This is a genomic window from Streptomyces sp. NPDC097981, from assembly GCF_040302565.1.
Taxonomy (GTDB): Bacteria; Actinomycetota; Actinomycetes; order Streptomycetales; family Streptomycetaceae; genus Streptomyces.
The window spans coordinates 14,854-30,115 of sequence record NZ_JBEORW010000062.1 but is presented as its reverse complement, the minus strand read 5'-3'; the positions used below and the strand labels follow the sequence as shown (position 1 = coordinate 30,115).

Genomic DNA, 15,262 nt, shown 5'->3' with positions numbered 1-15,262 from the left:
TGGATTCCCCCCCTCCCCCCGCCCGGCGCGCGGGCGGGGCGCCGGCCGCGGCCGGCGCCCGCGCCGCCCCCTGCCTCCGCCCCCTTCCCCGTACCGAAGACGACAGGACGGAACGAGATGAGCACGGACAACAAGGCCAGGATCGCGGAGTACCTCTCCCGCTTCATCCCGGTGCAGGACCTCAAGGACGACCAGGACATCTTCGAGCTCAGCTTCGTCAGCTCGATGTTCGCGATGCAGCTCGTCTCCTTCGTGGAGCACGAGTTCGGCATCACCGTCGAGAACGAGGACCTGGAGCTGGAGTACTTCCGCTCCATCAGCGCCCTCGACGCGTTCGTCAGCCGCAAGCTGGCCGCGTCGGTCCCCCAGTAGGCCGAGCGGAGCCGACCCCAGATGACGACGATGCTCACCGCGGAGCAGGCGCAGGCCCAGAAGGAGTTCCGGGCCTTCGCCGACACCCGTGTCGCCCCGTACGCCGATGCCTGGCACCGCGCCCAGCGCACCCCGCCCGAGGCCGTCCGGCTGCTCGCCGACGAGGGCCTGCTCGGGCTGCCGGTCCCGGCCGAGTACGGCGGTGGCGGCTGCGACGCGGTGACGCTCGGCCTGCTCGCGGCCGAGCTCGGCCGCGCCTGCTCCTCGCTGCGCAGTCTGCTGACCGTGCACACGATGGTGGCGCACGCCATCGCCCGCTGGGGCACCCGCGCCCAGAAGGACACCTGGCTGCCCCGGCTCGCCCGCGGCGAGCGCATCGCCGCGCTCGCCGTGTCCGAGCCGGGCACCGGCAGTGACGCCTCCGCCGTCACCACCCGGGTCACCCGTGACGGCGAGGACTGGATCCTCGACGGCCACAAGAAGTGGATCACGTACGGCGGGACCGCGGACCTGTTCCTCGTCGTCGGACGCGGCGAACAGGGCCCCACCGCCCTGCTCGTCGAACGCGGCACCCCGGGCCTGCGCACCGAGCTGATCGAGGACATGATCGGCATCCGCGCCTCGATGACCGCGCACGTGTACTTCGACAACTGCCGCGTCCCCGGCACGAACCTGCTGGCCCGGCCGGGCCTCGGCGTCTCCCACGTGACCGGCGCGGCCCTGGACCTCGGCCGGTACACGGTGGGCTGGGGCTGCGTCGGCATCCTCGACGCCTGCCTGGACGCCAGCACCGACTACGCCGCCGAGCGGGTCCAGTTCGGCGTCCCCATCCGGGAGCACCAGCTGGTCCGCCGCATGATCAGCGAGATGTACACCTCCGCCCGGGCGGCCCGGCTGCTGTGCCTGGAGGCCGGCCGGCTGCGCGACGCCCGCGACCCAGGTGCCCTGGCCGCCACCTCGACGGCCAAGTACTTCGCCTCCACCGCCGCGGCCCGTGCCGCCACCGACGCCGTGCAGATCCACGGCGCGAACGGCTGCGGCCCCGACTACCCCGTACAGCGCCTGCTCGGCGACACCAAGGTCATGGAGGTCATCGAGGGCAGCTCCCAGCTCCACCAGGTCGGCCTCGCCGAGTACGCCTTCCAGGAGCGGGCCCCGTTCCGCCGCACCCCCGCCGCCGCAGCCCGTGGAAGTGAGTGACCGATGACGACGACCACCGAGACGACGACCACCGCAGTGACGCCCGCCGCCACGACCACCGTCAAGTGCGTGGTGTGGGACCTCGACAACACCGTCTGGGACGGCGTCCTGCTGGAGGACACCGAGGTCACCCTGCGCCCCGAGGTCGTGGAGACCCTGCGGATCCTCGACGAGCGCGGCATCCTGCACTCCGTCGCCAGCCGCAACGACCACGCCGCGGCCATGGCCAAGCTGGAGGAGTTCGGCATCGCCGAGTACTTCCTCTACCCGCAGATCAACTGGGGCAACAAGTCCGAGTCCGTGCAGGCCGTCGCCAAGGCGATCAACATCGGCGTCGACACCCTCGCCTTCGTCGACGACCAGCCCTTCGAACGCGACGAGGTCGCCTTCGCCCACCCCGCGGTGCGCTGCATCGACGCCGTCGACGCCGCGGGCATCCCCGGCCTGCCCGAGATGCACCCCCGGTTCGTCACCGCCGACTCCCGCGAGCGCCGCCACCTCTACCGGGCCGACGCGCAGCGCAACGCCGCCGAGGAGTCCCACGAGGGCACCTCGGAGGAGTTCCTCGCCTCGCTCGGCATGCGCTTCACCATCGACCCCGCCGAGGAGCGCGACCTCCAGCGCGCCGAGGAGCTGACGGTCCGTACGAACCAGCTCAACGCCACCGGCTACACCTACTCCTACGAGGAGCTGGACGCCTTCCGCCGCTCCCCGGACCACGACCTGCTGGTCGCCGGTCTGGAGGACAAGTACGGCACCTACGGCAAGATCGGCCTCTCGCTCGTGGAGCGCGGCGAGGACGTGTGGACCGTCAAGCTGCTGCTGATGTCCTGCCGCGTGATGTCCCGCGGCGTCGGCTCCGTCCTGCTCGGCCACCTGATCCGCGAGGCCCACCGGGCCGGGGCGAAGCTGCGCGCCGAGTTCGTGCCCACCGACCGCAACCGGACCATGTACATCACCTACAAGTTCGCCGGCTTCCGCGAGATCGCGAAGAAGGGCGACATCTCGGTCCTGGAGAACGACTTCTCCCGGATCCCCGAGTTCCCCCCGTACATGGACGTCACGCTCGGGAACTGACCCGGCGGCCCACCCCCTCCCGCAGACCCCCACCGGCAGTGCCACAGAACGAGACGGATGGCCAAGATGAGCGCCCAGGCGAACGAGGACCGGCTCCGGCGGGCCATGGCTGCGGTGATCCAGCTGCAGCAGCGCAACGCCGAGCTGGAGAACGAGCGGCACGAGCCGGTGGCGGTCGTCGCCATGGCCTGCCGGCTCCCGGGCGGCGTCACCACGCCCGAGGAGTTCTGGGAGCTGCTGGCCGCCGGCCGTGACGCCATCGGCCCGCTGCCCGCGCGCTGGGACGGGCTGGACCTGTACGACCCGGACCCCACGGCGACCGGCAAGAGCTACGCGCAGGAGGGCGGCTTCCTCGACGGGCTCGAGGAGTTCGACGCCGACTTCTTCGGGATCTCCCGGCGCGAGGCCGTCTCCATGGACCCGCAGCAGCGGCTCGTCCTGGAGGCCTCCTGGGAGGCGCTGGAGCGGGCCGGGCTGCGCCCCGACGCGATGGCCGGCAGCCGCACCGGCGTCTACCTGGGCGCCATGCGCTCCGACTACGACACCGGCAACGCCCCCCTGGAGGTCCTCGACGGCTACCAGGGCACCGGCATCTCCGGCAGCGTCGTCTCCGGCCGGATCAGCTACGCGCTCGGCCTGCAGGGCCCGGCCCTGACCATCGACACCGCCTGCTCCTCCTCGCTGGTCGCCATCCACTCGGCGGTCGCGGCGCTGCGCGGCGGCGACTGCGAGCTGGCCCTGGCCGGCGGCGTCACCGTGATGAGCTCGCCCGCCATGTACGTGGAGTCCAGCCGGCTCGGCGCGATGGCCCCCGACGGGCGCTGCAAGAGCTTCTCCGCCCAGGCCGACGGCGCCATCTGGTCCGAGGGCGTCGGCATCCTCGTCCTGAAGAAGCTGTCGGCGGCCCGCCGCGACGGCGACCCGGTGCTCGCGGTGATCCGCGGCTCGGCCGTCAACCAGGACGGCCGCAGCCAGGGCCTGACCGCCCCCAACGGGCCCGCGCAGCAGCGGGTGATCCGCGACGCGCTCGACTCCGGCCGCCTGACCCCCGCCGACATCGACGCCATCGACGCGCACGGCACCGGCACCCCGCTCGGCGACCCCATCGAAGCCGGCGCCCTGGCCGAGGTGTTCGGCCCCGGACGCGACGGGGAGCGGCCCGTGTGGCTCGGCTCGTCCAAGTCGAACCTCGGGCACACCCAGGCCGCCGCCGGTGTCGTCGGCGTGATGAAGATGATCCTCGCGCTCCGGCACGAGGCACTGCCCCCCACGCTGCACGCCGCCGAGCCGAGCCCGCAGATCCCCTGGGAGGACAGCGGCCTGCGGCTCGTCCAGGAACTGCGGCCGTGGCAGCGCGGCGAGCGGGTGCGCCGGGCCGGCGTGTCCTCCTTCGGCATCAGCGGCACCAACGCCCACGTCATCGTGGAGGAGGCCCCGGCCCCCGCCGAGGCCGAGGCCGAGACGCCCTCCACCGAGCCCGCCCCGGCCGGCGCCCCGGCCACCGCGGGCCCCCGCCCGCTGCTGCTCTCCGGCTTCGACACGGCGGCGCTGCGCGCCCAGGCCGGCCGCTGGGCCGACTGGCTGACCGCCCGCCCCGACGCCCACTGGCCCGACGTCCTGCGCACCGCGGCCCTGCACCGCACCCCCCTGGAGGCCCGCGCCTCCGTCCTCGCGGCCGGACCGGCGGAGGCCGCCGAGGCGCTGGCCGCCCTCGCCGAGGGCCTGCCGCACCCGGCCGTCACCTCCGCGACCGCCCGCGAGCGTGGCAAGGCCGTCTTCGTCTTCCCCGGCCAGGGCTCGCAGTGGCTCGGCATGGGCCGCGAACTCATGGAGCAGAGCCCGGTGTTCCGGGACGCCGTCCAGGAGTGCGACGAGGCCCTCGCCCCGTGGACTGGCTGGTCCGTCGCGGGCTTCCTGCGCGGCGAAGCCGACCCCGAACTCACCTTGGAGCGCATCGACGTGCTCCAGCCCGCCCTGTTCGCCGTGATGATCGGCCTGGTTGTGGTCTGGCGTTCGCTCGGCGTCGAGCCGGCCGCCGTGGTGGGCTCCAGCCAGGGCGAGGTCCCCGCCGCCGTCGTCAGCGGCGCCCTCTCCCTCGCCGACGGCGCCCGGCTGACCGCCCTGCGCTCCCAGGGCCAGCTGCGCGAGTGCAGCGGACGGGGCGCGATGGCCCTGGTCGAGCTGCCCGTGGCGCGCACCCGCGAGCTCATCGCGCCGTACGGGGACGCACTGTCGGTGGCCGTGGTCAACACCGCCGGTTCGACCGTGGTCTCCGGCGACGTGGACGCCGTCGAACGCCTGCTGGCCGAGCTGGAGGGCAGCGACGTCTTCTGCCGCCGCATCCAGTCGGACACCGCCGGACACAGCGCGCACATCGACCCGATGCTGCCCTGGCTCGCCGAACAGCTGGCCGACCTGCGCCCGGGTGCGTCGGCCGTGCCGTTCTACTCGACGGTGACCGGCGGCGTGGTCGAGGGAACCGGCCTCGACGGCGCCTACTGGTGCCGCAACGTGCGCGAGACCGTCCGGATGGACCTCGCGCTGGCCCGGCTCGTCGCCGACGGCCACGGCGTCTTCGTCGAGATATCCCCGCACCCCGTCCTCGGGATGCCCCTGACCAGCGCCACCGCCGACAGCGACGGCGCCGTCGTCGGCAGCCTGCGCCGCGACCAGGGCGGGCTGGACCAGCTCCTGCGCTCCTTCGGCGCCCTGCACACACAGGGCTACGAGGCGGACTGGACGCGGGTCTTCGGCCCGGCCGACGGCTCCGCGGCCCAGCTCGCCGACCTGCCGACGTACGCCTTCCAGCGCAAGGCCTACTGGACCGACGTCCCCGGCTACCGCCGCCTCGACGAGGCCGAGATCGCAGCCCTCGGCCGCGGCGCCCAGGACACCGCGGGCGAGAGCGCCACCGGCCCGGCCGCCCTGCGCGCCCGCCTCGCCGCCCTCGGCGAGGGCGAACGCCTCGAGGCCCTCAGCGAACTGGTCCGGTGCGAAGCGGCCGCCGTCCTCGGCGCCACCGAGCCGGTCCCGGCCGACAAGCGGCTCCAGGAGCTCGGCCTCGACTCGATCATGGCGCTCCAGCTGCGCAACCGGCTGACCGAGCTGACCACCGCCGCCCTGCCGGCGAACCTCGCCTTCCAGCACCCCACCGCGCACGACATCGCCACGTATTTGATCGCGCACGCTCTCGGCGTACTGGAGAGCGCACCCACCACGCCCCTCGAGCGCTCCGGGCGGCAGGGCGAGCACCCCGCGACCGACGGCCAGCGCCGGCTCTGGTTCCTGGAGCAGCTGCGCCCCGGCAGCGCCGAGTACCACACCCCCCTCGTCCTGCGCACCGAGGACCGGCTCGACCCCGCCGCGCTGCGCAGCGCCCTGACCTGGGTGACGGCGCGCCACGAGGCGCTGCGCACCTCGCTGCGGACCCGCGACGGCGCACTGGCCCAGGTCGTCCTGGATGCCGGGGAGACGCAGTTCGCCCACGAGGACCTCAGCCACCTCGATGCGCGGGAACTCGACGCCCGGATACGCGAGGAGGAGCGCCGGCCGATGCCGCTCGACGGCCCCGGCCTGCTGCGCTGCCTGCTTGCCGACACCCACGACGGCGGCCAGCTGATCGGCATCTTCCTGCACCACGCCGTCACCGACGGCTGGTCCCTGTCCGTCTTCACCCAGGAGCTCTTCGCCGCCTACACCGCCTACGCGGCCGGCACCGCCCCCGAAGCCCCCGAACCCGCCTTCCAGCTCGGCGACTTCGCCGCCTGGGAGCAGCGCGCCCTCGACGAGGGCCACTTCGCCCGGGGCCTGCGGGTGATCGGCGAGCGGCTCACCGGCGCGGGCCGCCTCGAACTGCCCGTCTCCGACGGCGAGGCCGAGGGCGGCACCACCGGGTTCATCCTGCCCGCCGCACTGCGCACCCGGGTGGAGGAGCTGGCCGCCCGCACCGGGGTCACTCCCTACACCGTGTACGCGAGCGCCTTCGCGGTGCTGCTGGCCCGCACCACCGGCTCGTACGACTTCGGCCTCGGCACCGTCTGGGCCAACCGCCAGCTGCCTGGCACCGAGGGCCTGCTCGGCTTCCTCGTCACCACGCTCCCGCTGCGCTGCGAGCTGACCGGCGACCCCGCCTTCGAGGAGGTCCTGGCGGCGACCGGGCCGCGCGTCCTGGAGCTGATGGAGCACCAGGACCTGCCGCTGACCGAACTCGTCAAAGCCGTTGGCGGCGAACGCACCGGCGAGGACAACCCGCTGTTCAGCGCCGTCTTCAACTACCGGGCGAGCGCGCTGCCCGCGGTCGGCGAGGGACGCGGCGCCTGGGTGCCTTCCGCGGACGCCGCCGTGGGCGGCGGCCCGCGCGGGGTGGCCAAGTCGGCCGTCGGACTGACCCTCGCCCCCGACGGCGAGGGGCTGGTGGGCGAGGTCGAGTTCCTGCCCGGCGTCCTCGGCGCCGAGGCGGCCGCCCGCCTCGCGGACAACTTCCGGACCCTGCTGGAGTCGGCCGTCGCCGATCCGGCCCTGCCGATCGGCGAGCTGGAGCTGATCTCCGGCGACGAGCTGGCCTGGCTGGAGGAGCGCGGCGGCCGGGCGGCCGGCGAGGCCGCCGGGCCCACCGCCCTGGAGCGGATCCTCGCCCAGGCCCGCCGCACCCCCGACGCGCCCGCGCTCGTCGACGGCGGCCGCACCCGGACCTACCGGCAGGTCGTGGCGCGGGCGGCGGCGATGGCCGGGCACTTGCGCTCCGCCGGAGCCGGCCCCGGCACGCTGGTCGGCATCCACCTGCCGCGCTCGGCGGACCTCGTGGTGTCGGTGCTCGCGACCTGGCTCGCGGGCGGCGCGTACGTACCGCTGGACCCGGAGTACCCCAAGGCCCGCCTGGAGCACGTGATCCGCGACAGCGGCCTGGCGCTGGTGGTCTCCACCCGCGACGGCTCGCCCGAGGTCGCCTCCGACGACGTCGCCGTGCTGCTGGCCGACGCGCTGGAGGAGGACACGGACCAGGGCGGCATCCCGGACGACCCGGGCACGCTCCCGGGCCTGTCCGGCCTCGCGTACGTCATCTACACCTCGGGTTCCACCGGCCTGCCCAAGGGCGTCCAGCTGGAGCACGCCCAGTTCGCCACCTTCTGCACGGCGATGGACGAGCGGGTCGGCGGCGGCCCCGGCGACACCTGGCTCGCCGTCACCAGCCTCTCCTTCGACATCTCCACGCTGGAACTGCTGTGGACCCTGACCCGGGGCTACCGGGTCGTCGTGGGCCTGGGCGGTCCGGCCGGCTGGGCCGACTACCTTCCGTACGCCCCCACCCACCTCCAGTGCACGCCCTCCCTGGCGCGCATGCTGCTGGCCGACGCGGACGGCCGCTCCCTCGTCCAGGGCCTGAACCGGATGCTGGTCGGCGGCGAGGCCCTGGACCGGGGCCTGGCCCGCAAGCTGGACCGGCTGTGCCCCGGCGGCCTGATGAACATGTACGGGCCGACCGAGACCACCGTGTGGTCGGCGGCCTGGGACGCGGTACCGGGCGAGGTCTCCCTCGGCTGGCCGCTGCACGGCAACCTGCTGTATGTCCTGGACGCGGCCGGACGCCGGGCGCCGCGCGGCGCCCGCGGCGAGCTGTTCATCGGCGGCCTCGCCGTCGCCCGCGGCTACCTGAACCGGCCCGAGCTCGACGCCGAACGCTTCCTTCCCGACCCGTTCACCGGGGACGGCGGCCGCATGTACCGCACCGGGGACGTCGTGCGCTACCGGGCCGACGGCACCCTGGAGTTCTGCGGCCGCGTCGACGCTCAGGTCAAGCTGCGCGGCCACCGCATCGAACTCGGCGAGATCGAGGCCGTAGCCGCCGAGCACACCGGCGTCGCCGAGGCCGCCGCGGTGGTCCGCGAGGACGTGCCGGGCGACCCCCGGCTGTGCCTGTACCTCACCGCGGCCCCGGGCCGCACCGTCGCCGAGGAGGAGCTGCTGGCCGCGCTCGCCGAGCGGCTGCCCGCCTACATGGTCCCGTCCCGGCTGGTCCACCTCGCCGAACTGCCGCACACGCCCAACAAGAAGGTCGACCGGAACGCCCTGCTGCGCCTGGACGCGCCGGCGCCGGCTGCAGCGGCCGTACGCGCCGCCGACGGCCGGGAGACGGCGGGCGAGGGCGGCATCGAGGCCCTGGTGTCCGGTGCCTGGGCCGACGTGCTCGGCATCCCCGTCGTCGACCCCGACAAGGGGATCTTCGACCTCGGCGCCAACTCCATGAGCGCGCTGGAAGCCCACAAGATCATCTGTGCGGGGCTGGGCCGGGAGTTCCCGCTCTCCACCCTCTTCCGCTACCCGACCGTCCGCCAGCTCACCGCGTACCTGCGGGACGTCTCCCACGCCACGCTGGCCCGCCAGGTGTCCGCGGCCCGCCGCGAACGCTCCGGCGAGGACGCCGTCGCCATCGTCGGCATGGCCTGCAAGCTGCCCGGCGCACCCGACATCGACACCTTCTGGCGCAACCTGCGCGACGGCGTCGAGTCGATCACCCACTTCACCGACGAGGAACTGCGCGCGGCCGGCGCCACCGAGGAGGAACTGGCCGACCCGGCCTACGTCCGCTCCCGCGGCCTGATCGACGGCGCCGACCTCTTCGACGCGGCCTTCTTCGACTACTCGCCCGCCGAGGCCGAGGTCATGGACCCGCAGCACCGGCTCTTCCTCGAGGCCGCCTGGCAGGCCCTGGAACACTCCGGCATCGTGCCCACCGCGTTCGACGGCAACGTGGCCGTCTTCGGCGGCACCGGCTTCGGCGGCTACCACCAGGACGCCTCGGGTGACCTGTCCTCCTTCTACCGCTCGATGATCGGCAACAAAAACGACTACCTGGCCACCCGCGTCGCCCACAAGCTCGACCTGCGCGGCCCCGCCCTCTCCGTCCAGACCGCCTGCTCGACCGGCCTGGTCGCCGCCCACCTCGCCCGCGAGAGCCTGCTGCGCGGCGAGTCCGACGTCGCCCTGGTCGGCGCCTCCTCGCTGACGATCCCGCTCAAGCGCGGCTTCGTCCACCAGCCAGGCCTGGTCGTCTCCCCGGACGGCAAGTGCCGCGCCTTCGACGAGAAGGGCGCGGGCACCGTCTTCGGCAGCGGCGTCGGCATGCTCGTACTGCGCAGGCTGTCCGACGCGGTCGAGGCCGGGGACACCGTCTACGCCGTGCTGCGCGGCAGCGCCGTCAACAACGACGGCGCCGCCAAGGCCGGATTCACCGCGCCGAGCGTCCAGGGCCAGGCGTACGTCATCGCCGAGGCCCAGGCGTCGGCGGGTATCACCCCGGACAGCGTCGGCCTGATCGAGGCGCACGGCACCGCCACCTCGCTGGGCGACCCCATCGAGGTCCAGGCCCTCCAGCAGGTCTTCGGCTCCGCCGAGCGCACCGAGCCCTGCGCAATCGGCTCGGTCAAGACCAACATCGGCCACGCGGACGCCACCGCGGGCATCGCCGGCCTCATCAAGGCCGCGCTCGCCGTGCACCACGCGGAGCTCGTGCCGAGCCTCAACTACGAGCACCCGAACCCGGAGATGGCCCTCGACCCCAACCTCTTCTACGTCAACACCGAGACCAAGCCCTGGCACGAGGACGGACCCCGCCGCGCGGGCGTCTCCTCCTTCGGCATCGGCGGCACCAACGCCCACGTCGTCCTGGAGCAGGCCCCCGCCCCGCAGCCGCCCGCCGAACCGGCCCCGGCCACCGTCCTGCCCGTGGTCCTGTCCGCCCGCACCGAGAGCGCCCTGCGCGAGCAGGCCGCCCGCTGGGCCGACTGGCTCGAGAACCACCGGGCGGTGCCGCTCGGCGACGTCGCCCACACCGCGGCCCTGCGCCGCACGCACTTCGGCCACCGCGCCCTGGTCACGGCCGCCACCGCCGACGGGGCCGCCGCCGCGCTGCGCGCCCTCGCCGAGGACCGTTCGCACGCGGACGCCGTCCGGGCCACCGCCCGCGGCCGCGGCCGCACCGTCTTCGTCTTCCCCGGCCAGGGCAGCCAGTGGGACGGCATGGGCGCCGCCCTGCTCGACCAGTCACCCGCCTTCGCGCGGACCGTCCGCGACTGCGACGCCCTGCTGGCACCCCAGCTCGGCTGGTCGGTCACCGACGTGCTGCGCGGGGCCGGCGGTCCCGAACTCTCCGCCCGCCGCCTGGACGTCGTACAGCCCGTGATGTTCACGATGTACGTCGCCCTCGCCGCCGCCTGGCGGGAGCTGGGCATCGAGCCGGATGCCGTGACCGGCCACAGCCAGGGCGAGGTCGCCGCCGCCGTCGTGGCCGGCGCGCTCACCCTGGAGGAGGGCGCCCGCATCATGGCCGTCCGCAGCCGCGCCCTCCAGGCCGTCGCCGGTGTCGGCGCCATGGCCGTCGTCGAACTCCCCCTGGACCAGGTGCGGGAGCGGATCGCGCCCGACGGGGACAAGATCTCCGTCGCCGCCGTCAACACCCCCACCTCCGTCGCCCTGTCCGGGGACGCCGACGCCATCGAGGACCTGCTCTTCGCCCTCGACGACGAGGACATCGTGTGCGGCAAGCTGGAGGCGCCCGTCGCCTCCCACAGCCACTGGATGGACTCCCTGCTCCCCCAGCTGGAGGCCGACCTGGCGGACCTCGCACCCACCACCGGCCACGTCCCCTTCTACTCCACCGTCACCGGCACCCTCCTCGACGGCCGGGAACTCGGCGCCGCCTACTGGTGCCGCAACCTGCGCGAACCCGTCCGCCTCGACCTCGCCCAGCAGCAGCTGATCGACGCCGGGCACGATGTGTTCATCGAGGTCAGCCCGCACCCCGTGCTCGCCATGCCGCTCACCGAGGGCAGCGAGCGGGCTCTGGTCGCCGGCACCTTGCGGCGCGGCCACGGCGACCGCTCCGAACTCCTGCGCACCCTGGGCGAGCTGCACACCCACGGCCACCGGGTGCCCTGGGAGCGGGTCTGGGCCGGCGCCCCCGCCGCCAAGGTCGCCGAACTGCCCTCGTACGCCTTCCAGCGCCGTTCCTACTGGATCGACCCGCCGAAGCCTGAGGAAACTGCCCGGGCCGCCGCCGACCAGGCCTTCTGGGACGCCGTCGGAGAACAGGGCCCGGCCCGGCTGGCCGAACTGCTCGACGCGCCCGAACACCTCCGGGAGGGCATCGGGGAACTGCTCCCGCTGCTGTCCGCCTGGTGGCAGGGCCAGGAGTCCCGCGAGACCGTCGCGGGCTGGCTGTACGAGGACGCCTGGGAGCTCTCCCCAGCGCCCGCCATCCGGACCAACTCCCTGGCCGGGCCCTGGGCGCTGGTGACCACCACCGCCGAGACCGCTGCCGCCGACGCCGTCGAGGACGCCCTGCGCGCCGCGGGCGCCACCCCGTACCGCATCGGGGCCACCGCCGACCGGGCCGCGCTCGGCGCGGCCCTGACCGCACTGCCCGAGCCGCCCGCCGCGGTTCTCACCCTGGGCTCCCTCGACGGCACCCCGGACGGCTCCGGCTCCACGGCGGGCTTCGCCACGACCCTGGTCCTGCTCCAAGCGCTCGGCGACCTCGGGCTCGACGCCCCGCTGTGGGCGCTGACCCGCGGCGCGGCCGACACCGACGGCGCCGGCACCCCCGCACCCCTGCAGGCGCTGGTCACCGGCCTCGGCCGGGTCGCCGCCCTGGAGGACCCGCTGCGCTGGGGCGGCACCGTCGACCTGCCCGCACAGCCCCACCCGGGCTGGGCCGACGCCCTGGTGGCCTGCCTCGCCGCGGGCGACCACGAGGACCAGGTGGCGCTGCGCGCCGACGGCCGCCACGTACGCCGCCTGCGGCGCACCGCACCGCGACCGGCCAAGACGTGGTCCACCCACGGCACCGCGCTGATCACCGGCGGCCAGGGAGCCCTGGGGCTGCACCTGGCCCGGCGGCTCGCCGAACGCGGAGCCGAGCACATCGTGCTGGCCTCCCGGCGCGCGGGCGCCGCCCCCGAAACGGAGCTGCTGCGCACCGAACTCGCCGCCCGCGGCGTCGAACTCACCCTGGAGCAGGCCGACGTCAGCGACCGCGGGCAGGTCGACGCGCTGCTCGCCCGCACCGGCGACCCGCGGCGCCCGCTGCGGACCGTCGCCCACCTGGCGGGCCTGTCCCGCCCGGCCGCCCTCGGCGGCCTCACCCCCGAGGCCGCCGCCGAGGAGAAGGCGGCCAAGGTGCACGGCGCCTGGCACCTGCACGAGGCCCTCGCGGGCCGCGAGCTCGACGCGTTCGTGCTCTACGGCAGCGGCGCCAGCCTGTGGGGCGGCGCCGGGCAGGCCGTGTACGGAGCTGCCAACACGGCGCTCGACGCGCTGGCCCGCCACCGCAGGGCTCAGGGGCTCACCGCCACCGTCCTGCACTGGGGCGGCTGGGCCGGCGGCGGCATGGTCACCGCCGAGGCCGAGCGGGCCGCCCGCTCCCGCGGCCTGCGCACCATGGCACCCGAACTCGCCCTTGACGCCCTCGACATCGCGCTCAGCGCGGGCCTGGCGGCGCTCGGCGTCGCCGACATCGACTGGACGGCGTTCGCCCCCGCCTACCGGGCGGCCCGCCCGCGCCCGCTGCTCGACACCCTGCCCGAGGCGCGCGAACCGGAAGCCGAGCAGGCACCGGACGCCTCGGCCGGAGCGGAACTGCGCACGGCCCTGGCCGGGCAGAGCCCCGAGGAACGCCGGGCCACGCTGACGGCCCTGGTCAAGGGAGAGGTCGCCCCCGTCCTGGGCCTGGCCGAGGCGGAACTGGACGCGGACCGGCCACTCGAGCAGCTGGGCCTGGACTCGCTGATGGCCGTGAGGGTACGCAACGAGCTGACCCGGCGCGCCGGCCTCGCGATCACCACCGAGGCGATCCTGCGGCACGCCACCTGCGAGGGCATCGCCGCCCACCTCGGCGTCACGCTCGCCCCCGAGGGCAGCGCACCCCAGGCCCCGGCGGCGGGCCGCGGCCAGGACAACCCCTGGCTGCGCGTCCTCAAGCCGGCCGAGAACCCCCGGGCCCGGATCGTCTGCGTCGCTGGCATGGGCGGCACCACCGGCGGCCACGTGCCGCTGGTACGCCACCTGCCCGACGACGTCGAACTCCTCGGCGTGCAGCTGCCGGGCCGCGAGGGCCGCTCCGACGAGGAACCCGTCACCGACATGATGGCCCTCGCCGACCAGGTCGTCGCCGCCCTGGCCGGCCGGCTCGCCCCGGCCGCGGGCGGGGCGCCCGTCGTCCTGTACGGCCACAGCCAGGGCTCCTGGCTGGCCTGGGAGGTGGCGCACCGGCTCGCCCACCGGCCCGCCGTACCGCCGCTCGCCCTCGTCGCGGCCTGCGCGCTGCCGCCGCTCGCCCCGCTCACCCCCGGCCTCGACCGGCTCGGCGAGCTCACCGGGGACCTGGACGGCGCCGACCCGCGCGAACTCGCCGCCTTCCTGGAGGGGCTGCTGCCCGACGAGGTCCTGGCCAGCGAGGAACTGCTCGCCGAATACGTCCAGCGGCTGCGCACCGACACGGTGCTGGCCGAGAACCACCGGGCCGTGCTGCGCGGCACCACCCGACCGGCCCTGGACGTACCGCTGTTCGCGGTGTCGGGCACCACCGACCCGGTGCTGCCCGAAGGGTCCATGGAGGTGTGGCGCGAGCTGACCGGCGCCCTCTACGTACCCCGCGCCATCGAGGGATCCCACGCCGCGCCGATCACCAACCCCGAGGCCATGGCGGCCGAACTCATGAACGCGATCGCCACGATCGCCACCAGCCTGGAGGAGAACCATGCCTGAGACCGTGCGCCCGGACGGGGCGCGGATCCACTACGAGGCGCGCGGCACCGGCTTCCCCGTCCTGCTCATCGGCCCCGGCGAGATCCCCGGCCAGTGCGACACCGAGCGGGCCGCCTTCACCGAGACCGCCGACGCCCTCGCCGGGCAGTTCCAGGTGATCACGGTCGACGCGCGCCACCAGGGCTCCAGCACCGGCCCCGCCGAGCCCTTCTGCTACGGACGCACCGCCGCCGACCTGCTGGCAGTCCTCGACGAGCTCGGCATCGAGCGCGCCCACGTCGCCGCCTCCGGCGCCGGCGCCGCCCAGGCCTGGCGGCTGGTCCAGGACGCCCCCGAGCGGATCGGCTCCGTCGTCGCCCACGCGCCCGCCGGGCTCGCCGAGGGCAACACGCTCGGCGACTTCCTGGCGACCTTCGACGAGGCGATGCGCCTGCCCCGTGCCGAGGGCATCGACGGTGTGATCGAGGAGGCCTCGCTGGGCGGCGGATTCGCGGCCCGGCCCGGCGCCGGTCCGTACGCCCGCCAGCTCCACGAGGCGCCCGGGATCCGCGAGGAGCTCCTCGCCCTGCGGCGGGAGCGCTACATCGTGCGCGTCGTCCGGTTCCGCGACGGCATCTGGCCGCAGGGCTCCGCCTGGTTCTCCGTACCGGAGGAGTGGATGGCGCGGTTCCCCGCGCCGCTGCTGGTGCTGCCGGGCAACAGCCCGCTGGCCCCCGCCGCGCTGGCCAAGCGGCTCGCGGCCGACGTGCCCGGCGCCCGCCTGCTCGACGGCGCCGCCGACACCGCCGACCGCCGGACGGAGACCCTCGCGTCGGTCGTCTCCTTCCTCCTCGAGACTACCGCCCGCTGAAGG

General features: G+C 74.9%; 5 protein-coding genes. All 5 read left to right on the top strand.

The genetic code is table 11. From position 1 onward, the window contains the following. Window positions 1-117 precede the first annotated feature (117 nt). Genes ABTY04_RS36435 through ABTY04_RS36415 form a run of 5 tightly spaced genes read left to right on the top strand, consistent with a single transcriptional unit; the run spans window position 118 to window position 15,259 of the window. Entirely contained in the window at window positions 118-372 is a 255-nt protein-coding gene (locus ABTY04_RS36435; protein ID WP_069924400.1) for an acyl carrier protein, read from the top strand. 21 nt (window positions 373-393) lie between these two features. Next, the gene (locus ABTY04_RS36430; RefSeq protein ID WP_352217728.1) at window positions 394-1,572 is read left to right on the top strand and encodes an acyl-CoA dehydrogenase family protein; all 1,179 of its coding nucleotides are present in this window, start codon (window positions 394-396) and stop codon (window positions 1,570-1,572) included. Between the two features lie 3 nt (window positions 1,573-1,575). Further along, complete coding sequence (locus tag ABTY04_RS36425; RefSeq protein WP_352217727.1) at window positions 1,576-2,649, top strand: HAD-IIIC family phosphatase; 1,074 nt, start codon at window positions 1,576-1,578, stop codon at window positions 2,647-2,649. A 57-nt stretch (window positions 2,650-2,706) separates the two neighbouring features. Further along, window positions 2,707-14,409, top strand: a complete 11,703-nt coding sequence (locus ABTY04_RS36420; RefSeq protein ID WP_352217726.1) for a non-ribosomal peptide synthetase/type I polyketide synthase — start codon at window positions 2,707-2,709, stop codon at window positions 14,407-14,409. Continuing rightward, entirely contained in the window at window positions 14,402-15,259 is an 858-nt protein-coding gene (locus ABTY04_RS36415; protein WP_352217725.1) for an alpha/beta hydrolase, read from the top strand. Before ABTY04_RS36420 ends, ABTY04_RS36415 begins: the two co-directional genes overlap by 8 nt. Window positions 15,260-15,262 lie beyond the last annotated feature (3 nt).

Bases quoted from the DNA above. Each gene is read 5' to 3' on its own strand.
- ABTY04_RS36435 (WP_069924400.1), top strand. From the start codon at position 118: ATGAGCACGGACAACAAGGCCAGGATCGCGGAGTACCTCTCCCGCTTC.
- ABTY04_RS36430 (WP_352217728.1), top strand. From the start codon at position 394: ATGACGACGATGCTCACCGCGGAGCAGGCGCAGGCCCAGAAGGAGTTC.
- ABTY04_RS36425 (WP_352217727.1), top strand. From the start codon at position 1,576: ATGACGACGACCACCGAGACGACGACCACCGCAGTGACGCCCGCCGCC.
- ABTY04_RS36420 (WP_352217726.1), top strand. From the start codon at position 2,707: ATGGCCAAGATGAGCGCCCAGGCGAACGAGGACCGGCTCCGGCGGGCC.
- ABTY04_RS36415 (WP_352217725.1), top strand. From the start codon at position 14,402: ATGCCTGAGACCGTGCGCCCGGACGGGGCGCGGATCCACTACGAGGCG.